At 70.6% G+C, this 23186-nt stretch carries 24 protein-coding genes and 2 pseudogenes; 15 read left to right on the top strand and 11 right to left on the bottom strand.

The window, feature by feature from the left end; translation table 11 throughout:
• Nucleotides 1-57: 57 nt before the first annotated feature.
• From LRS14_RS28230 to LRS14_RS30860, 10 genes and pseudogenes are all read right to left on the bottom strand, one after another.
• Nucleotides 58-1977, bottom strand: a pseudogene (locus LRS14_RS28230) (PAS domain-containing protein); the annotation flags it as partial.
• A gap of 25 nt (nucleotides 1978-2002) precedes the next feature.
• Nucleotides 2003-3175: an EAL and HDOD domain-containing protein gene (locus LRS14_RS28225; RefSeq protein WP_257801955.1), complete on the bottom strand. Its 1173-nt coding sequence runs from the start codon at nucleotides 3173-3175 to the stop codon at nucleotides 2003-2005.
• A 21-nt stretch (nucleotides 3176-3196) separates the two neighbouring features.
• Nucleotides 3197-4384, bottom strand: a complete 1188-nt coding sequence (flgL, locus tag LRS14_RS28220; RefSeq protein WP_257801954.1) for a flagellar hook-associated protein FlgL — start codon at nucleotides 4382-4384, stop codon at nucleotides 3197-3199.
• 12 nt (nucleotides 4385-4396) lie between these two features.
• The gene (gene flgK / locus LRS14_RS28215; protein ID WP_257801953.1) at nucleotides 4397-6370 is read right to left on the bottom strand and encodes a flagellar hook-associated protein FlgK; all 1974 of its coding nucleotides are present in this window, start codon (nucleotides 6368-6370) and stop codon (nucleotides 4397-4399) included.
• Nucleotides 6371-6383: 13 nt separating this feature from the next.
• Nucleotides 6384-7286, bottom strand: a complete 903-nt coding sequence (gene flgJ, locus LRS14_RS28210) for a flagellar assembly peptidoglycan hydrolase FlgJ (protein WP_046115802.1) — start codon at nucleotides 7284-7286, stop codon at nucleotides 6384-6386.
• Nucleotides 7287-7301: 15 nt separating this feature from the next.
• A complete protein-coding gene (locus LRS14_RS28205; protein ID WP_257801952.1) occupies nucleotides 7302-8435 on the bottom strand; it encodes a flagellar basal body P-ring protein FlgI in 1134 nt (377 codons plus the stop codon).
• A 47-nt stretch (nucleotides 8436-8482) separates the two neighbouring features.
• Entirely contained in the window at nucleotides 8483-9157 is a 675-nt protein-coding gene (locus tag LRS14_RS28200) for a flagellar basal body L-ring protein FlgH (protein ID WP_257801951.1), read from the bottom strand.
• A gap of 26 nt (nucleotides 9158-9183) precedes the next feature.
• Complete coding sequence (gene flgG, locus LRS14_RS28195; protein ID WP_046115799.1) at nucleotides 9184-9966, bottom strand: flagellar basal-body rod protein FlgG; 783 nt, start codon at nucleotides 9964-9966, stop codon at nucleotides 9184-9186.
• Between the two features lie 133 nt (nucleotides 9967-10099).
• A complete protein-coding gene (locus LRS14_RS28190) occupies nucleotides 10100-11029 on the bottom strand; it encodes a LysR substrate-binding domain-containing protein (protein WP_257801950.1) in 930 nt (309 codons plus the stop codon).
• A gap of 14 nt (nucleotides 11030-11043) precedes the next feature.
• Nucleotides 11044-11310 carry a DUF2917 domain-containing protein gene (locus LRS14_RS30860; protein WP_404977629.1) on the bottom strand — a complete coding sequence of 89 codons (267 nt, stop codon included), beginning with the start codon at nucleotides 11308-11310 and terminating at the stop codon, nucleotides 11044-11046.
• Between the two features lie 396 nt (nucleotides 11311-11706).
• Between LRS14_RS30860 and LRS14_RS28185 the strand changes: the two genes are divergently transcribed.
• From LRS14_RS28185 to LRS14_RS28165, 5 genes are read left to right on the top strand one after another with little or no spacing between them, the layout of a single operon-like run.
• The gene (locus LRS14_RS28185; RefSeq protein WP_257801949.1) at nucleotides 11707-11982 is read left to right on the top strand and encodes a DUF2164 domain-containing protein; all 276 of its coding nucleotides are present in this window, start codon (nucleotides 11707-11709) and stop codon (nucleotides 11980-11982) included.
• A 56-nt stretch (nucleotides 11983-12038) separates the two neighbouring features.
• The gene (locus tag LRS14_RS28180; RefSeq protein WP_046115797.1) at nucleotides 12039-12359 is read left to right on the top strand and encodes a hypothetical protein; all 321 of its coding nucleotides are present in this window, start codon (nucleotides 12039-12041) and stop codon (nucleotides 12357-12359) included.
• 6 nt (nucleotides 12360-12365) lie between these two features.
• The gene (locus LRS14_RS28175; protein WP_257801948.1) at nucleotides 12366-12782 is read left to right on the top strand and encodes a VOC family protein; all 417 of its coding nucleotides are present in this window, start codon (nucleotides 12366-12368) and stop codon (nucleotides 12780-12782) included.
• A gap of 20 nt (nucleotides 12783-12802) precedes the next feature.
• Nucleotides 12803-13204 (top strand): DUF488 domain-containing protein, encoded by a 402-nt coding sequence (locus LRS14_RS28170; RefSeq protein ID WP_257801947.1) that lies wholly within the window; start codon nucleotides 12803-12805, stop codon nucleotides 13202-13204.
• A 14-nt stretch (nucleotides 13205-13218) separates the two neighbouring features.
• The gene (locus tag LRS14_RS28165; RefSeq protein ID WP_257801946.1) at nucleotides 13219-13629 is read left to right on the top strand and encodes a cupin domain-containing protein; all 411 of its coding nucleotides are present in this window, start codon (nucleotides 13219-13221) and stop codon (nucleotides 13627-13629) included.
• On the opposite strand, the gene fliE is transcribed toward LRS14_RS28165, so the two are convergent.
• Complete coding sequence (fliE, locus tag LRS14_RS28160) at nucleotides 13610-13933, bottom strand: flagellar hook-basal body complex protein FliE (protein WP_046115817.1); 324 nt, start codon at nucleotides 13931-13933, stop codon at nucleotides 13610-13612. The genes LRS14_RS28165 and fliE overlap by 20 nt on opposite strands.
• A 292-nt stretch (nucleotides 13934-14225) precedes the next feature.
• Between fliE and fliF the strand changes: the two genes are divergently transcribed.
• The 10 genes and pseudogenes from fliF to fliN all read left to right on the top strand — a co-directional run bounded on the left by fliF (nucleotide 14226) and on the right by fliN (nucleotide 23168).
• The gene (gene fliF / locus LRS14_RS28155; RefSeq protein WP_257802240.1) at nucleotides 14226-15830 is read left to right on the top strand and encodes a flagellar basal-body MS-ring/collar protein FliF; all 1605 of its coding nucleotides are present in this window, start codon (nucleotides 14226-14228) and stop codon (nucleotides 15828-15830) included.
• 27 nt (nucleotides 15831-15857) lie between these two features.
• Nucleotides 15858-16862 carry a flagellar motor switch protein FliG gene (fliG, locus tag LRS14_RS28150; protein WP_046115793.1) on the top strand — a complete coding sequence of 335 codons (1005 nt, stop codon included), beginning with the start codon at nucleotides 15858-15860 and terminating at the stop codon, nucleotides 16860-16862.
• Nucleotides 16846-17625 carry a FliH/SctL family protein gene (locus LRS14_RS28145; RefSeq protein WP_257801945.1) on the top strand — a complete coding sequence of 260 codons (780 nt, stop codon included), beginning with the start codon at nucleotides 16846-16848 and terminating at the stop codon, nucleotides 17623-17625. The genes fliG and LRS14_RS28145 overlap by 17 nt, the downstream gene beginning before the upstream one ends.
• 2 nt (nucleotides 17626-17627) lie before the next feature.
• Complete coding sequence (gene fliI, locus LRS14_RS28140) at nucleotides 17628-19028, top strand: flagellar protein export ATPase FliI (protein ID WP_046115791.1); 1401 nt, start codon at nucleotides 17628-17630, stop codon at nucleotides 19026-19028.
• Between the two features lie 5 nt (nucleotides 19029-19033).
• A pseudogene (locus tag LRS14_RS30855) lies at nucleotides 19034-19273 on the top strand (flagellar FliJ family protein); the annotation flags it as partial.
• On the top strand, nucleotides 19164-19487 hold the full coding sequence (locus tag LRS14_RS30850; RefSeq protein WP_404977628.1) for a flagellar export protein FliJ: 324 nt from the start codon (nucleotides 19164-19166) through the stop codon (nucleotides 19485-19487). The pseudogene LRS14_RS30855 and the gene LRS14_RS30850, both read left to right, overlap by 110 nt.
• 31 nt (nucleotides 19488-19518) lie before the next feature.
• Nucleotides 19519-20736, top strand: coding sequence for a flagellar hook-length control protein FliK (locus LRS14_RS28130; RefSeq protein ID WP_257801943.1), 1218 nt, complete (start codon nucleotides 19519-19521; stop codon nucleotides 20734-20736).
• Between the two features lie 171 nt (nucleotides 20737-20907).
• Nucleotides 20908-21510, top strand: a complete 603-nt coding sequence (fliL, locus tag LRS14_RS28125) for a flagellar basal body-associated protein FliL (RefSeq protein ID WP_257801942.1) — start codon at nucleotides 20908-20910, stop codon at nucleotides 21508-21510.
• Between the two features lie 211 nt (nucleotides 21511-21721).
• Nucleotides 21722-22726, top strand: a complete 1005-nt coding sequence (gene fliM / locus LRS14_RS28120) for a flagellar motor switch protein FliM (RefSeq protein ID WP_046115788.1) — start codon at nucleotides 21722-21724, stop codon at nucleotides 22724-22726.
• Nucleotides 22716-23168, top strand: coding sequence for a flagellar motor switch protein FliN (fliN, locus tag LRS14_RS28115; RefSeq protein WP_046115787.1), 453 nt, complete (start codon nucleotides 22716-22718; stop codon nucleotides 23166-23168). The genes fliM and fliN overlap by 11 nt, the downstream gene beginning before the upstream one ends.
• Nucleotides 23169-23186: the final 18 nt, after the last annotated feature.

Genomic DNA, 23186 nt, shown 5'->3' with positions numbered 1-23186 from the left:
CGAATCCAGGATGGCGCGGGTGCGGTCGGCCTGCCGCACCAGCAGCTTGCGCACGCGGTGTCGTTCATCCACGTTGACGAAGCTGCACACCAGGCCCGCCGCAGGATCGAGCGCATCCACCTGCCGCAGGCTGGCCTGCACCCACAGCAGCGTGCCGTCCTTGCGGCGCAGCCGGCGCTCCAGCACATGGCGGCCCTGGGCCTGCAGCAGCGGCTCGTCCTGCAGGCGGTACTGCTGCCAGGCGCTCAGGTCCTCGAACAGCGCGGCATGCTCGAGCGCGGCCAGCTCGTGCGGGGCGTAGCCGCTGAGCATGGAGAAGGCCTCGTTGGCGCGCTCGATGCGGTCGCCGCGCAGCCAGATGATGCCCACCTCGGACAGGCTGAACATCAGCTCGCGCTCGTTGAGCAGCGTCTGCAGTTCGGCCTGCTGCTGCTTCAGGCGCGAGACGTCGTTGAGCACCGCCACCAGCTCGCCGGGATCGGCGGCATCGGCCTCGACGCCGCGTGCTGCGTCGGCGCGCCGCACCGACAGGGCATACCAGGTGGGCACGCGGCTGAGCGGGTGCAGCAGCTGCATCTCGGTCTCGAAGGCCTGGCCTTCGGCCAAGGCCTCCTCCAGCCCCTGCAACAGCGGCGGCTGCCGCTCCGGCCCGCCGAACAGCTCGGCCAGCGTGAGGCCCGCGGCCCGGCCGCCGGCCAGGCCCAGCATGCGCTCGAAGCGCTGGTTGCAGCGCACCAGCACGCGCCCGCGCAGGTAGGCGATGCCGGCGCTGGTGCCGTCGAGGATGGTGGTCAGCTCGCGCAGCAGCTGCTCGTTGCGGCGCTGGGCCTGTTCCTGCTCGGTCACGTCCAGCGTCACCACCGAGGTGGTGGTGCGGCCGGAGCCCAGCTGGCCGGGCTGCACCCGCGTGAGCAGCCAGCGCAGGCCCAGCTCGGGATGGCGCACCGCATAACGCACCTCGGCCGACTCGCCGCGCTTCAGGGCATGCTGCAGGCGTTCGTAGTCGGGCAGCGAGGCCGGCTCCACCAGCTCGCGCGAGATGCCTTGCAGCGCCGCCTGGCCGCGTGCGCGGCTGGCCTCGGCCCCGGCCTGCACCGGTCGGCCGCGCGCGCTGCCGCGGGCGGCGGCGCTGGGCAGCCAGCCGCGCGAAGGCTCGAAGGTGGCCACGCCGACGCCGGCGGTGTTCATCAGCGCGCCGATCTCGAGCTGCGCCAGGTCGCGCTCGTCTTCCGCGCTGCGGTCCTCGATCACCGCGAGGTAGCGCCGGTGGCCGGGCGAAGGTTCGATGGCCCGCACCCGGGAGCGCAACTGCCGGCGCCGCCCCTGGCCGTCCACCAGGCTGGCCCAGCGCTCGATGGCGCTGGCCTGCGGCTGCAACGCGGCATCGGGCCGGCCGTCCACCCAGCCGAGCAGGGCGCACAGCGCGGCATCGGCATCGGGCAGCGCCACCGGCACCCGGCCCACCAGGGCCTCGAAGGCCGGATTGCTGCGCACCAGGAGGCCATGGCCATCGAACATGAGCATGCCCACCGGGCTGAGCGCGAACCACTGCTCCAGCTCGCGCAGCGAGCGGTCCACCTGCTCCCGCGCATGGTGCTCGGCGGTGGCGTCCTGCAGCACGCTGAGGTGCAGCTTGCGGCCCTGCGCATCGGCCACGGTGCTGTCGGCGGCGCGGTACCAGCGCTCATGGCCGGCGCCATCGACGATGCGACGCTCCACCAGGTGGGGCAGGCGGTCCTCGGGTGGCATCAGTTCCGCCGGGTCGCGGCCGATCAGCTCGGCGCGGGCGCGGCCGGCGAAGGCCACGTAGGCATCGTTGACGGCCACCAGGCGGCCATCCGCATCCTGCAGCGTGACGGGGAACGGGGAGTGCCAGAGGCTGCCCAGCAGCGGGCCGCTCGGGCCCTGGGCCAGGCTGTCCGGCAGCCCGCCCTCCGCGGGGCGCTGGCCGGCGTGGTCGGGCACTGCGGAGGCCATGCGGCGCGCCGGCTGTCGGCGGGCGTCAGTCCAGCTGCTGGGCGGCGGCCAGCGCCACCAGCGTGGCGCGGTTGGCCACCTCGACGCTGACCATCAGCCGCTCGGCCGCATCGCGCAGGTCGAACAGCGATTCCTGCTCTACCGCCAGCGCCACTTCCAGGTACGGCTGGTAGGGGCCGGTGCCGTGGGCCAGCGCCTGCGACACGCCTTCCGGCACGGGGATGGTGCGCATCAGCGCATCGAAGGGCTGCTTCATCATGCGGTCGAGCAGCGAGAACACGCCGCAGATGAAGATCTCGCTGCGCATCTCGTCGTCGCCCTGGCGGCGGGCCAGCTCTTCCATCAGCAGGCCGCGGCGCACGGCGGCGAACATCACCGGCCGCATGTCGTGGTCCTTGCTGGCCGACACCAGCAGCAGCGCCAGCCAACGCTTGAGCCGCTGGTAGCCCAGCATCATGATGGCGTGGCGGAAGGAGCCGATCTCCACCCGCAGGCCGAAGGCCGGCGAGTTGATGTAGCGCATCAGCTTGAAGGCCAGCGCCGGGTCGAGCTTGAGCGAGGCCTCCAGCCGCTCCACCGGTTCCTGCTGGTCCACGCGGCGGATCAGCTCCACGATGGTGGCCAGGTCGGGCTGGGTGCCGGCCTTGGCATCGGCGGTCTCGGGCGCATCGTCGAACGGCCAGCCCAGCGTGCCGGCGGCGCCGGCCTTCAGCGCCGCGTTGACCATGGCCTGGGTGCGCATGCCGGCCACCAGCGGCCGCTGCGCCATGCGCAGGCCGGGCTCATGCTGTTCCTCGCCTTCCACGATGGCCTGCTGGAAGCAGGCCAGCACCGCCGGTGCCAGCTCGCGCACCGGCCGGCCCTTGATGAGCATGGCGGTGCCGGCGCGCTGCGCGGCCTGCAGCAGCTCCGCATGGGCATCGTCGGCGGCCATGAAGGCGGGCACTTCCACCACCACGTTGGCGGCCGGGCGGGCGGCCAGCACGGCGGCCAGCAGCGGTTCGCTGGCGATGTTGAGCAGCACGCGACCACCGCCGGCCGGCCAGACCTCGGCCACGGCCTGCAGCAGGTCGGCGGCGTCCACCCGAGCATCGGGGCGCTGCGGGAACACGGTCAGGCGCGTGGCCGCCACGGCGCGTTGCGCGTCGATCAGTGGCGAGTAACCCAGGGCCACCTGGCCCAGGACAGCGTGGTCCATCATCTGCTTGGCGCGACTTGGTTAGGAGATGTACTGGAACAGCGACAGCCGCTGCACCGACGAGTACGTCTGGAGCGAGGCACTGTAGCCGGTCTCCTTGTTCTTGAAGTCCGAGATCGCCTGCGCCAGGTCGAGGTCTTCCGCATTGGAGCGTGCGGTCTCGCCATACAGCCGCAGCGCGCTCACCCGGCCTTCCACCGCATCGGCGCGGTTCAGCGATTCACCCACCGCGGCGCGCAGGTCCTGCAGCGCGCCGCCCACGGCGTCCAGGTCGCGCAGCGCGGTCTGCGCGCTCTGCGTGATCTGCGCGCCGGTGCGGTGCGGCGTAGTGAGCTCGGCGATGGTGCGGTCGAGCACGCCGAACACGTCTTGCGTGCGGGTGGAGGGCACGATGTCGAATCGGTCGCCCACCGCAGGCGCGCCGCCGATGTTGAAGGACATGCCTTCCACCTCGATGGCCTTGCCTTCCTTGTAGGGCGCGCTGGCCAGCAGCGTGCCGCCGGCGTTGCGCACCTCGTAGCTGGTGATGCCGCCGGCCTGCGTGAACTGCACGTTGTAGCTGCCGCCGGTGAGCTGCGAGGGATCGCTGACGCGGCCGGCGTCGATCCAGGCGGTGGTGCTGCTGGTGGCGCGGGTCTCGAACACGCCGTTGCCGGTGGGCGCATGCAGCCAGGCGTCGGCGCCGTCGATGGTCAGCGGCAGGGCCTCGTCGCTGGCCACGTCCACCTGGCCGGCCGCGCCGCGGAACTGCACGCCGGTGGCGGTGTCGACGAACGGCGGCTGGCTGGCGCCCTGGCCCGAGAACAGGAAGCCGCCCGCGCCGTCGCTGCGGTTGGCCACGGTGAACAGCTGCTGCCGCAGCTCGGTGAGCTTCTTGGCCTGGGCGGCGCGCTCGGCATCGCTGTAGCTGCCGTTGCCGGCGGCCACCATGGCCTCGCGGGCCTGCTGCAGCAGCTCGGTGGCATCGCCCAGCGCGTTTTCGGTGAGCGTCATCGCATTGCGGCTGGCCTCCAGCGCACGCTGGTTGGCATCGGAGCGGGCCACCACGGCCAGCGCACGTTCGGCGCGCGCGGCATTGGTGGGATCGTCGCTGGCCTTTTCCACGCGTTTGCCCGAGGTCATGCGGCCGTTGGCCTCGTTCAGCTCGGTCTGGCGCTTCTGCAGGTTGGCCATGCTGGCCGAATACGAATAGGCGGTGGTGACTCTCATGGGCTATCTCCTTCAGGCACCTGCGGCGCGCAGCAGCGTGTCGAACACCTGTTGCGCCACCTGCAGCACCTTGGCGGCGGCCTGGTAGCTTTGCTGGAACTGCATCAGCTGGGCGGCTTCCTCGTCGAGGTTGACGCCGGTCTTCGACGCCAGCTGCCGGGCCATGGTGTCGGCCACGCCGGCCGAGATCTGCGCGGCCGACTTGGCGCCCTGCACTGCCACGCCCACGCCCGACATCACTCCGGCATAGGCATCGGTGGCGGTGACGCCGCCGCCCACGTTGCCATAGGCATCGGTACGCCGGCCCACCATCTTCTCGTCGCGCAGCGCGGCCAGGGCCAGCGCATTGCCGTTGTTGGTGGCCGGGAACTCGGTGGGCGCCACCACGATGCTGTCGCCGCTGGCCGGCACGCCCTTGAGCTGCAGCTCGAAGCCGTTGAGCGCGATGGGCTGGCCGGCCTGCCAGGTGCCGGCGCCGGTGGTGGTGGTGTTGGTGGCGGGATCGAACAACGACCACGAGTAGTCGCGCCCGCTGCCGTTGGCCGCGCCGAAGGTGAAGGTGGCGGTGCGCGCGGGGTCGATGCCGGCGTTGACCACCGTCAGCGAGTCCACCTTGGCGGTGCCGGTGTTGTTGACGTTGGCCGTGGCGGCCACCGGCGAGGCGGCGGCCAGGCCCTTGGGGTCGCTCAGCACCGTCTTCATGCCGTTGACGGTGCGGGTGACCGGCTGCAGCAGGAAGCGGTCGTTGCCGCCCGGCGTGCCGGTGACGTTGACGGTCATGCCGTCCACCGTGGCGCCGTTGGCGATGCTGCGCACCAGGCCGTCGGAGCGGCGGGTGAGCAGGTATTGCCCGGCATTGGCGGGGTCGGCGGCCAGGTCGTATTCGCTGGCCTCCAGCTGCGTGGCATCGGCCACGGTGAGCGACACGCCGGCCAGGAAGTTGCCGGAAGCATCCTTCGCATTGGTGCTGGCATTGCCCGCGGTGGGCGGGCCGACCGAGAACAGCGGTGCGCCGCTGCCCGGCGGATTGCGCAGGTCCAGGCCCAGGCTCTGCTGCTGGTTCACCCGCGCCGAGATGGCCGCGGCCATCTGGCCCAGGCCGGTGCGTGCGTCCACCAGGTCCTGGTTCTGGAACTTGAGCAGGCCGGCGATCTCGCCGCCGGTGAAGGTGTCCTGCGACAGCAGCCGCAGGCCGCCGCCGGCTTCCATGATGCCCACCGCCGAGCGCGACGAATCCATCGGATCGGGCGCCACCGCCAGCGGCGTGGCCTGGTTGCCCAGCACCAGGCGCTGGCCGCCGGCCATGAACACGCCCAGCGTGCCGTCCTCGGCCGGCAGCGTGGTCACCTGCACGAACTGGCTGAGCTGCGAGATGAGCTGGTCGCGCTGGTCCAGCAGGTCGTTGGCCGAATGGCCCACGCCGTTGACCTTGGCGATCTCCTGGTTGATGCCGGCGATGTTGGCCGCGATCTGGTTGACCGAGTCAACCGACGTCTTCAGGTCGGCATTGACACCGGCCTGCAGCGTGTCCAGCTGCACGCCGGCATTGGCGAAGCGCGCCGCCAGCTCGCTGGCACGCGACAGCACCACCTGCCGGGCCGACAGGTCCTGCGGATTGCTGGCCATGTCCACCATGCCGTTGAGGAACTGGCTGGCCGCATAGCCCACGCCGTCCTCCCCGGTGGGGAACACGTTCTCCAGCGCCTGCAGCGCGCCAAGGCGCGCGGCATCCATCGAGGCGGTGGCCTTGGTGGTGGCGGATTCGGCCGTCAGGAACTTGTCGGCCGAGCGCGTGACCGTCACCACGTTCACGCCCTTGCCGAAGAAACCGGCGCCGCTGAACTGGCCCTTGCTCGTCTCCAGCAGCACGTCCTGCCGGGAATAACCGGCGACGTTGGCGTTGGAGATGTTGTTGCTGATGGTTTGAAGCTTGGCGTAGTTCGCGGTCATCGCCCGCGTGCCGATCGACATCAGCGCACTGCCCATGGCGCGGCCTCCTTCAGGTGTTCACCCGCTGCAGGCGCAGCGTGGTGTTGATCACCCGGCCGAGCTTCTCGGCGTACTGCGGGTCGGTGGCGTAGCCGGCCTTCTGCAGGCCGTTGGCGAAGCCGTGTGCCGAGCTGCCGGCGGCCACCACGTTCTGGTAGCGCGGGCTGTCCTTCATCAGGCGGGCATAGTCGTTGAAGGCTTCCTCATAGCTGGAATAGGCGCGGAAGCTGGCCTTCACCTTGGTCATCTTGCCGTTGATGAACTCGGTGGTGGTGATCTCGGTGGTGGGGCCCTTCCAGCTGCCGCCGGCCTTGATGCCGAACAGGTTGAAGGAGTTGGAGCCGTCGGCCATCTTGATCTCCTTCTTGCCCCAGCCGGTTTCCAGCGCGGCCTGCGAGATCATGAAGGCCGAGGGGATGCCGGTGGTGGCCTCGGCCTTCCTGGCATCGGCGCTCACGCGGTCGACGAATTCCTGCGCGCTGGCCGGCGGGCGCAGCGGTGTGCGCTGCACCGTGGGCGACCCGGCGGCCACCACCGGCGCGGTGCCATAGGCGGCCACGGCCGCGGCCCGCGTGGGGCCCAGGCCGGCGTTGACGGTGCTGTCGCTGGACTGCACGCCCATCTGGCGCTCGATCTGCCGCGCGATCACGTCGGCCAGGCCGCCCTTCAGGCCGCTGAGCTGCTTGGCATATTGCGAGTCGAGCATCTCGGTGCCCATCTGCGTGCCGCTGTTGTCCAGCATGCCGGTGGCCATGGTGGAGCTGCGCATGTTCTTCAGCAGCTCCTGCATGAACAGCGACTCGAACTGCTTGGCCACCTCGCGCGTGGCCGCCTTGGGGTCGCTGGCGGCCTGGCTGCGCAGCGTGGCCAGCGATGCAGGATCGGTGCTGAGACCGGAGGTGGTCGGGATCATCGGGCGCGGCTTTCGTCAGATCACTTCGAGTTCGGCATTCAGCGCGCCGGCCGACTTCATCGCCTGCAGGATGGCCAGCAGGTCTTGCGGCGTGGCGCCCAGCGCATTCAGCGCCTTCACCACGTCGGCCAGCTTGGTGCCGGCAGGCATCTGCACCAGCGCGCCGCCCTGCTGGGTGATGGCGATGTCGCTCTTCTGCGCGGCCACGGTCTCGCCGCCGGCAAAGGCATTGGGCTGGCTCACCACCGGGGTGGTGTTGATCGTGACCGAGAGGCTGCCGTGCGCCACCGCGCAGGCCGACAGCGTCACCGCCTCGTTCATCACGATGGAGCCGGTGCGGGCATTGAGCACCACCTTGGCGGCCGGCTTGGCCAGGTCGAGCGAGAGGTTCTCGATGTCGGCCAGGAAGCCCACGCGGGCATTGGCGTCCTGCGGCGTGCGCACGCGCACCACGCGGCCGTCGAGTGCCTGGGCGATGCCCTCGCCCTTGGCCTTGTTGATGGCCTTGGCCACCTCGCGCGCGGTGGCGAAGTCGGCGCTGTTGAGGTCGAGCTGGATGAAGTCGCCGGTCTGCGACAGCGGCGTGGCCACGGCACGTTCCACCGTCGCGCCTTCGGGCACGCGCCCGGCCGACAGGTGGTTGATCTGCACCTTGGAGCCGCCGGCCGAGGCACCGGCGCCACCCACGATCAGGTTGCCCTGCGCCAGCGCGTAGATCTGGCCGTCCGCGCCCTTGAGCGGCGTGGCGATCAGCGTGCCGCCGCGCAGGCTCTTGGCATTGCCCATCGACGACACGTTGACGTCGATGGCCTGGCCCGGCTGCGCAAACGGCGGCAGGCTGGCCGTGACCATCACCGCGGCCACGTTCTTCAGCTGCATGGCGGTGCCGGGCGGCACCGTCACGCCCATCTGCTGCAGCATGGCGTTCAGGCTTTGCGTGGTGAAGGGTGTCTGCGTGGTCTGGTCGCCGGTGCCGTCCAGGCCCACCACCAGTCCGTAGCCCACCAGCTGGTTGGCTCGCACGCCCTGCACCGCGGCCACTTCCTTGATGCGCGCGGCATGGGCCGAGGCTGGCCACCACAGCGCGGCGCTGGCGGCCAACACGGCCACGGCGATGATCACTCGTACTGCACGGTGGTTGGGGTCCATCGGGCGGCTCCGGTGGCTGCGGGGGAAGCTCAGGTTCATGGCAGGCATCAGATGGGCAGCACGCTGAGGAAGACACGGCCCAGCCAGCCCATCACCTGGGCATCGGCCTGCTGGCCCTTGCCACGGTGCTCCACGCGCACGTTGGCGATCTGGGTGCTTTGCACGGTGTTGCCCGCGCGGATGGCGCGCGGGTCCACCTGGCCCGAGAAGCGCAGCACGTCCACGTTGGCATTGACGCCGATCTGCTTCTCGCCGGTGATGAGCAGGTGGCCGTTGGGCAGCACGCCGCTGACGATGGCGGTGATGGTGCCGGAGAAGTCGTTGCTGGCGTCGGTGGAGCCCTTGCCGGCGAAGGTGTTGGAGCCGCTGCCCGCCGCGCTGGCACGCGCCAGCGCCTTGTTCGACAGCAGCGGAATGGCGGTGACGCCGGCTTCCACCGAGCCGCTCTTGTCCAGGCTGCTGTTGGAGCTCTGGCTGGCGCTCACCTTCTCCACGATCTGCACCGTGAGCACGTCGCCGGCCAGGCGGGCGCGGTGGTCCTCGAACAGCGGCCGGTAACCGGCCTGCTGGAAGATGGCGCCGTTGGTGGCCATGGGCTGCGGCGGCGATGCGGGCAGCACCGGCGGCGGCGCGTTGATGTCCACGGGCGGCACGCGGTAGTCGTTGATCGCGGCGCAGCCGGTGAACAGCACGGCCGCGGCCGGCAGCAGCAGCAGGCGCATGGCGAGGGCGCGAAGGCGGTTCGACATCACAGCTGCCCCAACTTGGCCAGCATCTGGTCGGAGGTGCTGATGGCCTTGGAATTGAGCTCGTAGGCGCGCTGGGTGGCGATCATGGCCACCAGCTCTTCCACCACGTTCACGTTGCTGGTCTCCACGAAGCCCTGCTGCACCGTGCCCAGGCCATCGGTGCCCGGCGCGCCGGCATTGGGCGCACCCGACGCTGCGGTCTCGGCATAGAGGTTGCCGCCCAGCGGCTCCAGCCCCGGCGGGTTGATGAAGTTGGCCAGCTGCAGCTGGCCCAGGTTCTGCGGCGCCACCTGGCCCGGCACGGTGGCACTGACGGTGCCGTCCTGCGAGATGGTGAGCGCGGTGGCGTTGGCCGGCACGGTGATGCCGGGCTGCAGCACGAAGCCGTTGTTGGTGACCACGGTCCCGTTGGCGTCGACCTTGAAGGCGCCGTCGCGGGTGTAGCCGGTGGTGCCGTCGGGCAGCTGGATCTGGAAGAAGCCGTTGCCCTTGACCGCCAGGTCGAGGTTGTTCTGCGTCTGCTGCAGGTTGCCCTGGCCGAAGTTGCGCGAGGTGGCCACGGTGCGCACCCCCAGGCCCACCTGCAGGCCGGTGGGCAGCTGGGCCCCTTCCCCATTGGCCGCGCCCACCTGGCGCAGGTTCTGGTACATCAGGTCCTCGAACACGGCGTGCTGGCGCTTGTAGCCGTTGGTCGAGGCGTTGGCCAGGTTGTGCGACACGTTGTCCAGCTGCATCTGCTGGGCTTCCATGCCGGTCTTGGCGATCCAGAGGGATCGAATCATGCGGGGCTCCCGGGAGTCTCGGTGGCCATCTTCCGCCGGACTTGAGGGCGGCGGCGGCGGGAAAAGAGGGGGAGAAGGGGGTTGTTTCGGGCGGGTGTGGCCCCGGCCACCCCGCGCCGCGCCGCGCCGCGGTTCAGTCCGCGGTGTGCTGCATGGCCTGTGTGGCCCGCGCCTCGTCCTCGATCCAGGCAGCGACCTTCCGCACGTCCGCACGGGGCCGGTCGTCGACCCGTATCAGCCAGTAGCCATGCGCCGCGTCGCCTCCCGCCTCCGCAGGCGCCAACGCCTCAAGCAGGCCGTCGTCCAGCAAGCCCTGCATCAACTCCAGCCGCCCCAGCGCAACGCCCTGCCCGTCGAGCGCAGCTTGCACGACCTGGTCGTACTGGTTGAACGATTGGGTGCTCCGCCGGTGCACCCGTTCGCCGCCATGAGTGGAGAGCCAATGCGACCATCGCAGCCAGGGATAGGTGGCATCGTCGAAGTCCAGCAGCGTGCAGCGCGCCATCCATTCCGCCGGCGGCAGCCGACCCAAGCCAAGCGACGGAGACGCCACGGGCGCGATGCGGTGGCCGAACAGGCGGGTGCTGCCTGGCACCGCCGCCGCCGGGGCGCTGTAGCGAATGGCCAGGTCGATGCCCTGGTGGCGCAGGTCAAGCACCCGGTTGTCCGCAGAGATGCGCAGATCCACACCGGGATGCCGTTGCTGGAAGGCCTTGAGCCGCGGCAGCAACCACAGGCCGGTCACCCCCACGCTGGCCGTCACGCGGACCGGACGGTGCGCCTGCCCAGGCTGCAGGTCGCCCACCACGTCCTGCAACTGCTGCAAGGCTGCGTCGGCCTCACGGAACAACTGCTCGCCGGCCGGCGTCAGGCCGATCGACCGATAGCCGCGGATCAGCAACGGCACGCCCAGCCGTTCTTCCAGTGCGATGACCTGCCGACTGACGGCAGACTGCGTCAAGTGCAGATCCTGCGCTGCCGCCGTGATGCTCATGCGGCGGCCGACTGCCACGAAGCCGCGAAGAAGGTCGAGGTACGACAGCTGGGCCAGCGGGATCGACATGCCGGGGTGGCGGATCAACGGGCACTTCTTGTAGCACAGCGGACCATTCCTGGTGCCGGGCGCTGCCGTTCCACACGCAGCACACAGCCCGGCATGCCGTTGATGAAAAGGCGTGCACGGCGCGCTGCCAGATGCCGGTCACCTTGCGCGAGAACGACGTCGCGTGTGTCACCCGCCGTGGTGATCCAGGCGATGCCGGCGACGCACGTGACGGCGACGTCGGCCGGGCACACCAGCCGCACCGGCCGACCCGGCTCGACAACCACAAGCGATGAAGGCATTGCCGGGTGAGACCACCTGGCAGAGCCGAAGGCCCAGCGCCCCACGGTGGCGAAGCATGCGCGAAGCGGAACATGGAGCTGCAACATGCAAGCCATTCCACGCGACCCTTGAGGTGCGATCAAGCAACGATTGGGAATGCGGGCATGCGTGCGAGGAATGCGAGCACTGCACTGGCCGGACGGCATTTGCGGGGCCAGGGAAACGGTCTGCGGTGCACGTGACCCTGAGCGCAGATGTCGGTCCGGCTGACACAAGCATGCGGCAAGCCGTCGACCATAGCCGCCGCGTGTGGAACGTCTACAGGCGCGCTCGACCGCGATACGCGGTGACCTGTCTAGACAACCCGCCGCCACCCGAGCAACATCGCCCCTGCCCCCCACCGCCGGACCCGCCACATGCCCATTGAGCTGAACAAGGAAGCGCGACAGCAAGCCATCGCTTCCATCGAGCGCTACTTCCGCGAGAACATGGACGAGCCCATCGGCAACATCGCCGCCGGCGGGCTGCTGGGGTACTTCCTGGAAGAGATCGGCCCCGCGATCTACAACCAGGCAGTGGCCGACGTGCAGGAGCGAATGCAGCTGCGCGTGGCCGAGCTGGACATCGAGGTGCACGAGGAGGCGTTCGGGTACTGGCGGAAGTACGACCAGGCGGCGCGCAAGCGGCGGTGAGCGCAGGCGCGCACGATGCGTACCATCTCTACCCTCCTACCCACCAGGACCCCCCCATGGGCCAAGCCCGCCTCCGCGGCACCCCCGAGCAACGCAAGGCCGCCGCCATCGACCGGCAGATGGCCTTGCGGCCCAAGTTCATCACCTGCAACAACTGCCAGGCGCGGCTGACCGAGATGTCGCCGATGGACATTGCCGGGCTCGATGGCATCGAGGCCGCCTTCACCGCCCACTGCCCCGCCTGCGGCCACGACACCTATGCCCTCAAGGGTGAGGCCGAGGCCGTGGCCCGGCTGCACATGGCCATCGAGGACAACGTGGGCGCCGCCAGCAAGGCCGGCGTGGTGCCGCCGGCCAACCGGCCCGACCCGGCCTGACCCGCCATGACGACCGCCACCCCGCTGCCGCTGCGCCGCATCCACCACGCGGCCATCATCTGCGCCGACTACGCACGCTCCAGGCACTTCTATACCCAGGTGCTGGGCCTGGCCGTGGTGGCCGAGCACTACCGCGCCGCCCGCCGGTCGTACAAGCTGGACCTGGCGCTGCCCGATGGCTCGCAGGTGGAGCTGTTCTCCTTCCCCGGCGCGCCACCGCGGCCTTCGTACCCGGAGGCGCAGGGCCTGCGCCACCTGGCCTTCGAGGTGGACGACGTGACCGCCTGCAAGGCCGCGCTGGAAGCCCAGGGCGTGGCGGTGGAGCCGGTGCGGGTGGACGAATACACCCAGCGCCGCTTCGTCTTCTTCGCCGACCCCGACGGCCTGCCGCTGGAGCTGTACGAGGCAGCGCCGCAGGCCTGAACAAGCAAGCAGCCGCCGCCATGCCCGTGCACATCGTCCGCCTCGGCAGCCCGCGCCAACCTGGGGAGGGCACGCGCATCGGCACGGTGCGCCGGCCGCCGCGCGGCGTGCCCAAGGCGCAGTTCGCGGCGCAGGACTGGTACGACGTGTGGTTCCCGACGCTGGCCCCCAGCGCGGAAGCGGTGAAGGCCGCCCTGGCCGCCACCACCGAGGCCGAGTGGGCCGCCTTCGCCCGCCGCTATCGCGCCGAGATGGCCCGGCCCGAAGCCCGCCACGCCCTCGGCCTGCTGGCCACGATGTCGCACGGCGCCAGCTTTTCGGTAGGCTGTTATTGCGAGAACGAAGCCCGCTGCCATCGCTCGCTGCTGCGGCTGCTGCTGCAGGAGGCGGGCGCCGACGTGGCGCCGCCGGGCACGCCCTGAGCAAGGAGTACCGCATGGCCACCGTCCGCCCCATCACCCCCGACCACCCGGTGCTCACCACCCAGCGCCTGCCCTACTTCATCGGCATCTCCGGCCAGACGGTGGGGGCCACCGGGCTGTCGATGCACCTGGTGGTGATCCCGCCCGGCGCGCGGGCGCAGCCGCATGTGCACGTGGGCTACGAGACGGGCATCTTCGTGCTGGAGGGCAGCGTGCTCACCCGCTGGGGGCCGGCGCTGGAGCACGAGGTGGTGAGCCGGGCCGGCGACTTCCTGTTCATTCCGCCCGGCGTGCCCCATGAGGCGGTGAACCTGAGCGAGACGGAACCCGCGCGGGCCGTGGTGGCCCGCAACGACGCGGCCGAGCAGGACAAGGTGGCGCCCTACGTGCCGCCGCCGTTCGACGTCACACCGACATGTTCATGATCTCGGAGTAGGCCTGCACCAGGCGGCCGCGCACCGTCAGCGCGGCCTGGAAGCCGATCTGCGCCTTCTGCATGGCCACCATGGTCTGCTCCAGGCTCACCGTGGGGTTGTCCAGCTGCACTTCCTGCTGCAGGCGCCGGGCCTCGCCCTGCTGGGCGCTCACCGCCTTCAGTGCACGGGTCATCTCGGCCTGGAAGCCACCGCCCTCGGCCACCTTGGGCGCGCGCAGGGGCTGGCCGTCCGTCTGCAGCCCGGCACGGGCGGCGGCTTGCGCGAAGTCGAAGGGCTTGAGCTTGAGTTCCATGGTGTGGGTCTCGGGCGGCAGGGCGGGCACAGGTGGGGGAACCTTGCCATGGCAGCCAATGTAGGTTGTCACGCTGCCTCACGGTGGTGCGATTTGGCGCCGGTTTGCTGCACTGTTCCCCCTATAGCCGGGCGGGGTGGCGCCGAACAATGGCGCCACGCTCGAACCGCCCTTGCATGGACACCGCCCTCGCCCCCCCTCCCCCAACCAGGCCCTGACCCCCGCCACCCCCGACGGCGCCGCCGTGGCCGTGGCGGCCGCGCCCGCCACGCCGCTGGCCCGGCTGGTGGCCATGCCGATGAAGTCCAAGGTGATGCTGGGCGCCGCGGCGGCCGGCCTGGTGGCGGTGCTGGTGGCCCTGCTGCTGTGGAACAAGCCCGACGACTACAAGGTGCTGTTCGCCAACCTGAGCGAGAAGGACGGCGGCGCCGTGGTGGCCCAGCTGTCCACCATGAACGTGCCCTACCGCTTCACCGAGGGCGGCAACGCCATCCTGGTGCCGGCCGACAAGGTGCACGACATCCGCCTGAAGCTGGCCACCGCCGGCCTGCCCAAGGGCTCGGTCGTGGGCTTCGAGCTGATGGACAACGCCCGCTTCGGGCAGACGCAGTTCCAGGAACGCCTGACCTTCCAGCGCGGCCTGGAAGGCGAGCTCACCCGCTCCATCCTGGCCCTGGGCTCGGTGGAGAACGCCCGCGTGCACCTGGCGCTGCCCAACCAGAACGGCTTCTTCCGCGAGCAGCAGAAGCCCTCGGCCTCCATCCTGCTGACGCTGCACCCCGGCCGCACGCTGGACCGTTCGCAGATCGCCGGCATCGTGCACCTGGTGTCGTCGTCGGTGCCCGAGCTCAGTCCCAAGGCGGTGAGCGTGCTGGACCAGACCGGCGCGCTGCTGTCCGACGCCCCCGACGGCAGCGGCCAGAGCCTGGACGAGCAGCAGCTCAAGCGCATCCAGCAGATCGAGGCGATCTACCTCAAGCGCGTGACCGACATCCTGGAGCCGGTGGTGGGCCGCGACAACCTGCGCGCCAACGTCACCGCCGAACTGGACTTCTCGCAGAGCGAATCCACCTCCGAGCAGTTCCGCCCCAACCAGGGCCCCGACGCCGCCGCCGCGGTGCGCAGCCAGCAGAGCCTGGAATCCACCGCCGGCACGCCGGCCCTGCCCAGCGGCGTGCCGGGCGCTGCCACCAACCAGCCGCCGGTGGCGGCCAATGCGCCGATCAACGGTGCCTCGCAGGCCATGCAGGGCGCGCAGACCGGCGCCGGCGGCAACAACCAGCTGCGCCGCGAGAACGTCACCAACTACGAGGTGGACAAGACGGTGCGCGTGACCCGCGGCGCCAGCGGCACCGTCAAGCGGCTGACGGCTGCCGTGGTGGTCAACCACCGCAGCAGCACCGACGCCAAGGGCAAGACCCAGACGGTGCCGCTGACGCAGGAAGAACTCGACAAGCTCACCCAGCTGGTGCAGGAGAGCATCGGCTTCAACAAGGAGCGCGGCGACTCGGTCAAGCTCATCAACGCGCCCTTCCGCGTGGAGCCGCCCAAGGAAGAGGAAGACATCCCGCTGTGGAAGCAGCAGGAGGTGCGCGAGCTGCTGAAGACCGGCGCGGTGCCGCTGTCGCTGGCCCTGGTGGCGCTGATCATCGTGTTCGGCCTGGTGCGCCCGGCGCTCAAGGCGGCCCGCCCGCCCGAGCCGCAGCCCGAGGAAGCCGGCCAGCAGCTGGAAGCGGTGGCCGACGATCCGCTGGCGCTGCCGGGCAGCGACGCGGTGGTGGCCCTGGAGGCGCCCAAGTCGCTGGAGAAGCTGGAGCTGGCCCGCCAGCTGGCGCGCGACAACCCGCTAGTGGTGGCCAACATCGTGCGCGGCTGGATGACCGGCGAGCCGGCCTGAAGACGACAACCTTAGGACAAAGCAGTCATGGCCAAGGAAGAAGACGAGGGCGCGGAAGACGCGGCCATCCTCCTGATGTCGCTGGGCGAGGAGGAGGCGGCCGAGGTGTTCAAGCACCTGGCCCCGAAGGAAGTGCAGAAGCTGGGCGAGACCATCGCCAAGATGAAGACGGTGCCGCGCGAGCGCCTGGAGGCGGTGCTGAGCAAGTTCACCGCGACCGCCGGCGACCACCAGATGCTGGTGCCCGACAACGACGAGTACGTGAAGGCGGTGCTGCGCAAGGCGCTGGGCGAGGACCGCGCCAACCTGCTGATCGACCGCATCCTGCAGGGCGGCGACACCAGCGGCATCGAGAGCCTGAAGTGGATGGACGCGCTGAGCGTGGCCGAGCTGCTGCGCAACGAGCATCCGCAGATCGTGGCCGCCATCCTGGTGCACCTGGACTTCGACCAGGCCAGCTCGGTGCTCAAGTGCTTCACCGAGCGCCAGCGCAACGAGGTGCTGATCCGCATCGCCACGCTGGACGGCATCCAGCCTTCGGCCATGAAGGATCTGAACGAGGTGCTGAGCAAGGTGCTGGCCGGCGGTGAGCGCACCCGCAAGGCCAACCTGGGCGGCATCAAGGCCGCGGCCGAGATCATCAACATGCTGGGCTCGGCGGTGGAAACCTCGGCGCTGGACTACATCCGCGAATCCGACGGCGACCTGGCGCAGAAGATCATGGACAACATGTTCACCTTCGACGACCTGGACAAGGTGGACGACAAGGGCATCCAGACGCTGCTGAAGGAAGTGCAGAGCGAATCGCTGGTGATCGCGCTCAAGGGCGCCTCGGCCGAGCTGCGCGAGAAGATCTTCCGCAACATGTCCAGCCGCGCCGCCGAGACGCTGCGCGAAGACCTGGAAGGCCGCGGCCCGGTGCGGCTGTCGGAAGTGGAAGCCGAGCAGAAGGAACTGCTGAAGATCGTGCGCCGCCTGGCGGACGAAGGCCAGATCGTGCTGGGAGGCGCGGGCGATGACGATTTCGTCTAAGGACGACCTGCCGCGTCCGCCGGCCGGCGGCAACCGCTCGGCCTCGGCCTACGCACGCTTCATCCCGCGCGAGGAGCTGCAGGGCTTCGCGGCCTGGCGGCCCGACAGCTTCGGCGACGATTTCAACGAGATCCCCGCCAGCCTGCGCCGCGCGCCCGAGCCGGCACCGCCGCCGCCCGAGCCGGAGCCGATGCCCGAGGCCGAGCCGGCCGCGCCCGCCGGCCCCACGCTGGAGGAGGTGCAGGCCGCGGTGGCCGAGGCCCGCCAGGGCGGCTACCAGGACGGCTACCGCGACGGCCTGGTGGCGCTGGAAGGCTTCAAGCAGAGCTTCGCCCAGCAGATGGCCGCGCAGATCGGCCAGCTGGTGGCCGCCTTCAATGCGCAGATCGACACGCTGGAAGCCGAGCTGGCCGTCACCGTGGCCGCCACCGCCACCCAGCTGGCCCGCCAGGTGGTGCGTGCCGAGGTGGCCGCACGGCCCGAGCTGGTGGCCCGCGTGGCCGAGGAGGCGGTGAATGCGGTGCTGCTGTCGGCCCGCCACATCCGCGTGTTCGTGCACCCCGACGACCTGCCGCTGGTGGCTGCCGGTGCGGCCGAGGCGCTGGAAGCCCGCGGCGCGCGGCTGATGCCGTCGGCCCAGATGCAGCGCGGCGGTTGCCTGATCGAATCCGACGTCGGCCGCATCGATGCGCGCATCGACACCCGCTGGACCCAGGCCGCCGCGGTGCTGGGCCAGGACATGCCCTACGAGGACAAGGCGTGAACATGCCCGCCATGAGCCGGGCCGAGAAGTGGTCGCGCTTCCAGGCCGACCTGCAGGCCTTTGCCGCGGCACCGTTGCCGCTGGATTCCGAAGGCGCGCTGGTGCGTGTCACCGGCCTGGTGCTGGAAGCCGCGGGCGTGCGCGCGCCGGTGGGCTCGGTGTGCGAGGTGCGCATGGAAGGCCAGCCGCCGGTGCTGGCCGAGGTGGTGGGTTTCAACGGCGACCGCGCCTTCCTCATGCCCACCGGCGAGCTGCACGGCCTGGCCAGCGGCGCCCGCGTGGTGCCGCGTGCCGCGCCGCGCGTGCCGCCCAAGCTGGGCGTGGAAAACCGCCCCTGGCGCCGCAGCGAGGACCGCGGGCTGCATTTGCCGATGGGCGACGGCCTGCTGGGCCGCGTGGTCGATTCGCACGGCCACCCCATGGACCGCAAGGGCCCGCTGGGCGAGGTGCACACCGAGCCGATGGTGCGCCGCCCGATCAATGCGATGGACCGCGACCCGGTGCGCCAGCCGCTGGACACCGGCGTGCGCGCCATCAACGCGATGCTGACCGTGGGCCGCGGCCAGCGCATCGGCCTGTTCGCCGGCACCGGCGTGGGCAAGTCGGTGCTGCTGGGCATGATGGCCCGCTACACCCAGGCCGACGTGATCGTGGTGGGCCTGATCGGCGAACGCGGCCGCGAAGTCAAGGAATTCATCGAGGACATCCTGGGCGAGGAAGGCATCCGCCGCTCGGTGGTGGTGGCCGCGCCGGCCGACGCGCCGCCGCTGGTGCGCATGCAGGGCGCCACCTATGCCACCGCCATCGCCGAGCACTTCCGCGACCGCGGCCAGCATGTGCTGCTGCTGATGGACAGCCTGACCCGCTATGCGATGGCGCAGCGCGAGATCGCCCTGGCCATCGGCGAGCCGCCGGCCACCAAGGGCTATCCGCCCAGCTGCTTCGCCAAGCTGCCGCAGCTGGTGGAACGCTCCGGCAACGGCCTGAACGGCGTGGGCTCGATCACCGCCTTCTACACCGTGCTGAGCGAGGGCGACGACCAGCAGGACCCGATCGCCGATGCGGCACGCGGCATCCTGGACGGCCACATCGTGCTGTCGCGCGAGCTGGCCGAGGCCGGCCACTACCCGGCCATCGACGTGGAAAAGTCCATCTCCCGCGTGATGACGGCCGTGGCCTCCAAGGACCACATCGACGCCGCCCGCCGCGGCCGCCAGCTGCTGGCCAAGTACAACAAGGCACGCGACCTGATCCAGCTGGGCGCCTATGCCCCCGGCCACGACCAGGAGCTGGACCTGGCCGTGCGCTGCCATCCGGCGATGGTGTCGCTGCTGCAGCAGGGCATGCACGAGCAGGCCAGCCTGGAGGCCAGCCGCCGCCAGCTGGCGCAGCTGGGAGGCTGAGCTAGATGAGCGACAACATCCAGGCCCTGGCCGTGCTGCTGGAGCGCGAGACCACCGAGCGCGACAACCTCATCAGCGCGCTGCAGCAGGCCCAGGCCCGTGCCCAGGCCGCGCGCCAGCAGGCCGAGCAGCTGCATGCCTACCGCGACGACTACCACCGCCGCTGGGCCAGCCAGTTCCGCACCGCCGGCACCATGGACATCGTGCGCTGCTACCAGGACTTCGCGCAGCGGCTGGAAGAAGCCATCGCCCAGCAGGCGCGCGTCGCCACGCATGCCGAGACCCAGGTGCAGCGTGCCCGAGAGGGCCCTCACCGCGCAGGAGATCCGCGTGGCCTCGGTGCGCAAGCTGATCGAGCGCCGCCAGGCCGAAGCCCTGCGCGCCGCCGAGCGCCGCGACCAGAAACAGACCGACGAAGCCGCTGCCCGCGCCGCCTGGCGCCCGGCCGAGGCCGTCTGACATTCCTCCACCCCTGCACCGCCCCACCGCCATGCTGAACACCGCCGCGCTGCCCACCGCCCTGCCCACCGTGCAGCCCGCACCGCGCGCGCCCCAGGCCGGCAACGGCCAGGCCGGTGCGCCCACCGCGGCCGACGAGGCGCCCGACGGCTTCGCGCGGCAGCTGCAGCAGGCGCAGTCGGCCAAGGCGATGGCGGCCCAGCGCGCAGCCAGCGCCCGTGAAGCCCAGGACCGGCTGGCCCGCGAGGCCGCCACGCCGCGTGCGGCCGAGGCACGGCCGGCCGCCATGCCGGCAGGACCCGCCAACACCGAAGCCGCCGCACCCGAGGGCGAGTTGCAGGACGGCGCCGCCCAGGCCGATGCCGCCACCGACGATCCCGCAGGCTGGCTGGCCAGCCTGCTGCCCGGCGGTGCAGAGCGCCTGGCCCGGGGCCGCGGCACCGACGGCCAGGCCGAGAACGGCGGCCCCGGCGGCCGCCGCGGCGCCGCACCCGGCGTGGCGGCTGCCGCCGCCGCCCGCCCAGGCCTGACCGACGCCCGGGCCGAAGGCAAGGACACCGTGGCCGATGCCGGCGCCGCCGCCGGCACGGCCGATGCAGGCCATGGCGCCGCCGGCGCGGCCGAGGCTGCAGGACGCTTCGCCACCGCGCTGGCCGAGGCCGCCGGCAAGGCCGAAGCCGCTGCCGCCCCCGCGGCACAGCGCAGCGAGGCCACCGCCCCGGCCGCCGATGCCGCCCGTGCGCTGGCGGCCGCCGAAGGCACCACGCCCACCGCAACCAGCGCGCCGGCCGAAGCTGCCGGCCCGGCCGCGCCGTTCACCGCCCACCTGGCCGCGGCGCTCGATTCACCGGCCTTCGCACCCGCGCTGGGCGCACAGCTCAGCCTGCTGGTGCGCGACGGCATCCAGGAAGCGCGGCTGGAGCTCAACCCGGCCGAGATGGGCCCGATCTCGGTACAGATCGAGCTGAACGGCACCCAGGCCCATGTGAACTTCGGCGCCGACCTGGCTGCCACCCGTGCCGCCCTGGAAACCAGCCTGCCCGACCTGGCCGCCGCGCTGAGCGCCGGCGGCTTCACGCTGGCCGGCGGCGGCGTGTTCGCCCAGGCCGGTGACGGCCAGGGCGGCAACCCGCGCCAGGGCGGCGGCGGCCGCGGCGCCGATGGCACGCCGGGCACCGACGACGCGGCCCTGCTGCCGCCTGCCCAGCCGCTGCGCGCGGCCCGCGGCGTGGTCGACCTGGTGGCCTGAGCGGCGCCAGGCACGGCTTCGGCGGGCGCCGGGAGGGGCTCGCCCCGGTCCGGTCTGCACGCCAAACCGGGCGCTTTTCACGGCATCGGCCCTACCCCCCGGCTCGAATAATTGCACTCAAGTTGTGCGAAGGGCGTCGTCCTTCGCAGCCCGAGTTTGCAAGGAGCCTGCATGTCAGCCGCTGCCGCCACCGACGCCGCACCCGCGCCCAAGAAGGGCAACAAGAAGCTGATCATCATCATCGCGGCCGTGCTGCTGCTGGTGCTGGGCGGCGGCGCCGCCGCGTTCTTCATGCTGAAGAAGCCGCATGCCGAGGCCGAGGAAGGCGAGGAGGCCGCCGCCCCCGCGCCCAAGGCCGAGAAGAAGGTGCAGCACAGCCTGGACCCGAAGAACGCCCCCACCTTCGTGCCGCTGGACCCGTTCACCGTGAACCTGGCCGACCGCGACGCGGAGCGTTATGCGCAGATCGGCATCACGCTGGAAGTGGACGACCCCAAGCTGCCCGATGCGCTGAAGGCCTACATGCCGGCCATCCGCAACAACATCCTGTTGCTGCTGGCGCAGAAGACTGCGGCGCAGCTGCTGGACCGCGAGGGCAAGGAAAAGCTCGCGGAGCAGATCCGCCGCGAAGCCTCGCGCGCGCTGGGCTACGAGATCGACGAAGAGGACGACGAGGCGGCCGACGAGGACAAGCCGAAGAAGAAAAAGAAAAAGCGGGCGCAGCAGGTGCTGCCCATCTCGGCCGTGCATTTCTCCAACTTCATCATCCAGTGATGTCAGCCCCCAGTCGCCTTCGGCGCCAGCCCCCGCGGGGGCCGAAACCCGCCTTGGGGCGGCCCGGCGGCGGGTTTCGCGTTCTTTCCGCCAACGCGGGCCTGTGGTGGCTGCGGCACCCCGTTTCTCCACGCTGTCGGCGCGGCAGCGAGGGTGGGCACCGGTCAACCGCGTGGCGCTGCACACCGCCTACCTTCTCTGATCGCTTGGCATGAACCAGCAGATCCTTTCGCAAGACGAAGTCGATGCACTGCTGCAAGGCATCACCGGCGAGAGCCAGAAGCTCGAGCAGGAAGATGTGCCGCAGGGCGGCGTGCGCGACTATGACTTGTCTAGTCAAGAGCGCATCGTGCGTGGGCGCATGCCCACGATGGAGATCATCAACGAGCGGTTCGCACGCAATGTGCGCGTTGGCCTGTTCAACCTGATCCGCCGCAGCCCCGAGGTGTCCATCGGCGGCATCAAGGTGCAGAAGTACAGCGCCTTCCTGCGCGAGATCGTGGTGCCGACGAACTTCAACATCGTCAGCGTGCGGCCGCTGCGCGGCTCGGGCCTGATCGTCTGCGACCCGAACCTGGTGTTCGCCGTGATCGACGCCCTGTTCGGCGGCGGCGGCAAGTACCACACCCGCATCGAAGGCCGCGACTTCTCGCCCACCGAGCAGCGCGTGATCCTGCGCATGGTCGAGGTGATCATCGAGGAATACCGCAAGGCCTGGGTCGGCATCTATCCGCTGGAGCTGGACTACCAGCGCTCGGAGATGCAGCCGCAGTTCGCCAACATCGCCACGCCCAGCGAGATCGTGGTGGCCACCAGCTTCACGCTGGAGATCGGCGACACCACCGGCTCGGTGCACTTCTGCATCCCCTACTCCACGCTGGAGCCCATCCGCGACGTGCTCTACAGCACCATCCAGGGCGACTCCAACGAACCCGACAAGCGCTGGATCAACCTGCTGAAGCAGCAGATCCAGAGCGCCGAGGTGGAACTGGTGGCCGAGCTGGCCCATGCCGGCGCCACCGTCGAGCAGCTGCTGAGCTTCAAGCCCGGCGACTTCATCGAGCTCGACATCAAGCAACAGATCCAGGCCAAGGTGGACGGCGTGCCCGTGCTCGATTGCCACTACGGCATCTCGAACGGCAAGTACGCCATCAAGGTCGACCGACTCATTTCCAGCTCCAACCTGAGCTGGCTGGGAGATCAGAATGCCCAATGACACGCCCAACACCTCAGAAGAAGACGCGATGGCCGCCGAGTGGGCTGCCGCGCTGGCCGAATCCACCAGCGCGCCCAGCCCCGCCGCCACCGAGGTGACGGGCGCGGCCGAGCAGGTGGCCGCGCCGCAGTTCACCAACTTCTCGTCGGCCACGCCGCAGCTCACCGGTGTCGGCAACGACATCAACATGATCCTGGACATCCCGGTGCAGCTCACCGTGGAGCTGGGCCGCACGCGCATTCCCATCAAGCACATCCTGCAGCTGGCCCAGGGCTCGGTGGTGGAGCTGGACGCGCTGGCCGGCGAGCCGATGGACGTGCTGGTCAACGGCTACCTGATCGCCCAGGGCGAGGTGGTGGTGGTGAACGACAAGTTCGGCATCCGCCTGACCGACATCGTCACGCCCAGCGAGCGCATGCGCCGGCTGAGCCGCGCCAACTGACCCCCTGCAAGACACCGA

It is taken from the genome of Aquincola sp. J276 (genome assembly GCF_024700035.1).
GTDB lineage: Bacteria > Pseudomonadota > Gammaproteobacteria > Burkholderiales > Burkholderiaceae_C > Aquincola > Aquincola tertiaricarbonis.
The sequence above is the reverse complement of the archived record's forward strand: the minus strand, read 5'-3'. Positions and strand labels throughout refer to the sequence as shown.

Coding starts and splice junctions, on each gene's coding strand:
- LRS14_RS30850 (WP_404977628.1), top strand. CDS start 19,164: ATGCCTACCGCGACGACTACCACCGCCGCTGGGCCAGCCAGTTCCGCA.
- LRS14_RS28145 (WP_257801945.1), top strand. CDS start 16,846: ATGACGATTTCGTCTAAGGACGACCTGCCGCGTCCGCCGGCCGGCGGC.
- fliE (WP_046115817.1), bottom strand. CDS start 13,933: ATGGAACTCAAGCTCAAGCCCTTCGACTTCGCGCAAGCCGCCGCCCGT.
- LRS14_RS28200 (WP_257801951.1), bottom strand. CDS start 9,157: ATGCGCCTGCTGCTGCTGCCGGCCGCGGCCGTGCTGTTCACCGGCTGC.
- flgG (WP_046115799.1), bottom strand. CDS start 9,966: ATGATTCGATCCCTCTGGATCGCCAAGACCGGCATGGAAGCCCAGCAG.
- fliI (WP_046115791.1), top strand. CDS start 17,628: ATGCCCGCCATGAGCCGGGCCGAGAAGTGGTCGCGCTTCCAGGCCGAC.
- fliF (WP_257802240.1), top strand. CDS start 14,226: ATGCCGATGAAGTCCAAGGTGATGCTGGGCGCCGCGGCGGCCGGCCTG.
- LRS14_RS28175 (WP_257801948.1), top strand. CDS start 12,366: ATGACGACCGCCACCCCGCTGCCGCTGCGCCGCATCCACCACGCGGCC.
- fliL (WP_257801942.1), top strand. CDS start 20,908: ATGTCAGCCGCTGCCGCCACCGACGCCGCACCCGCGCCCAAGAAGGGC.
- LRS14_RS28165 (WP_257801946.1), top strand. CDS start 13,219: ATGGCCACCGTCCGCCCCATCACCCCCGACCACCCGGTGCTCACCACC.
- fliG (WP_046115793.1), top strand. CDS start 15,858: ATGGCCAAGGAAGAAGACGAGGGCGCGGAAGACGCGGCCATCCTCCTG.
- flgJ (WP_046115802.1), bottom strand. CDS start 7,286: ATGATCCCGACCACCTCCGGTCTCAGCACCGATCCTGCATCGCTGGCC.
- flgK (WP_257801953.1), bottom strand. CDS start 6,370: ATGGGCAGTGCGCTGATGTCGATCGGCACGCGGGCGATGACCGCGAAC.
- LRS14_RS28205 (WP_257801952.1), bottom strand. CDS start 8,435: ATGGACCCCAACCACCGTGCAGTACGAGTGATCATCGCCGTGGCCGTG.
- LRS14_RS28130 (WP_257801943.1), top strand. CDS start 19,519: ATGCTGAACACCGCCGCGCTGCCCACCGCCCTGCCCACCGTGCAGCCC.
- LRS14_RS30860 (WP_404977629.1), bottom strand. CDS start 11,310: ATGCCTTCATCGCTTGTGGTTGTCGAGCCGGGTCGGCCGGTGCGGCTG.
- LRS14_RS28170 (WP_257801947.1), top strand. CDS start 12,803: ATGCCCGTGCACATCGTCCGCCTCGGCAGCCCGCGCCAACCTGGGGAG.
- LRS14_RS28180 (WP_046115797.1), top strand. CDS start 12,039: ATGGGCCAAGCCCGCCTCCGCGGCACCCCCGAGCAACGCAAGGCCGCC.
- flgL (WP_257801954.1), bottom strand. CDS start 4,384: ATGAGAGTCACCACCGCCTATTCGTATTCGGCCAGCATGGCCAACCTG.
- LRS14_RS28190 (WP_257801950.1), bottom strand. CDS start 11,029: ATGTCGATCCCGCTGGCCCAGCTGTCGTACCTCGACCTTCTTCGCGGC.
- LRS14_RS28225 (WP_257801955.1), bottom strand. CDS start 3,175: ATGGACCACGCTGTCCTGGGCCAGGTGGCCCTGGGTTACTCGCCACTG.
- fliM (WP_046115788.1), top strand. CDS start 21,722: ATGAACCAGCAGATCCTTTCGCAAGACGAAGTCGATGCACTGCTGCAA.
- fliN (WP_046115787.1), top strand. CDS start 22,716: ATGCCCAATGACACGCCCAACACCTCAGAAGAAGACGCGATGGCCGCC.
- LRS14_RS28185 (WP_257801949.1), top strand. CDS start 11,707: ATGCCCATTGAGCTGAACAAGGAAGCGCGACAGCAAGCCATCGCTTCC.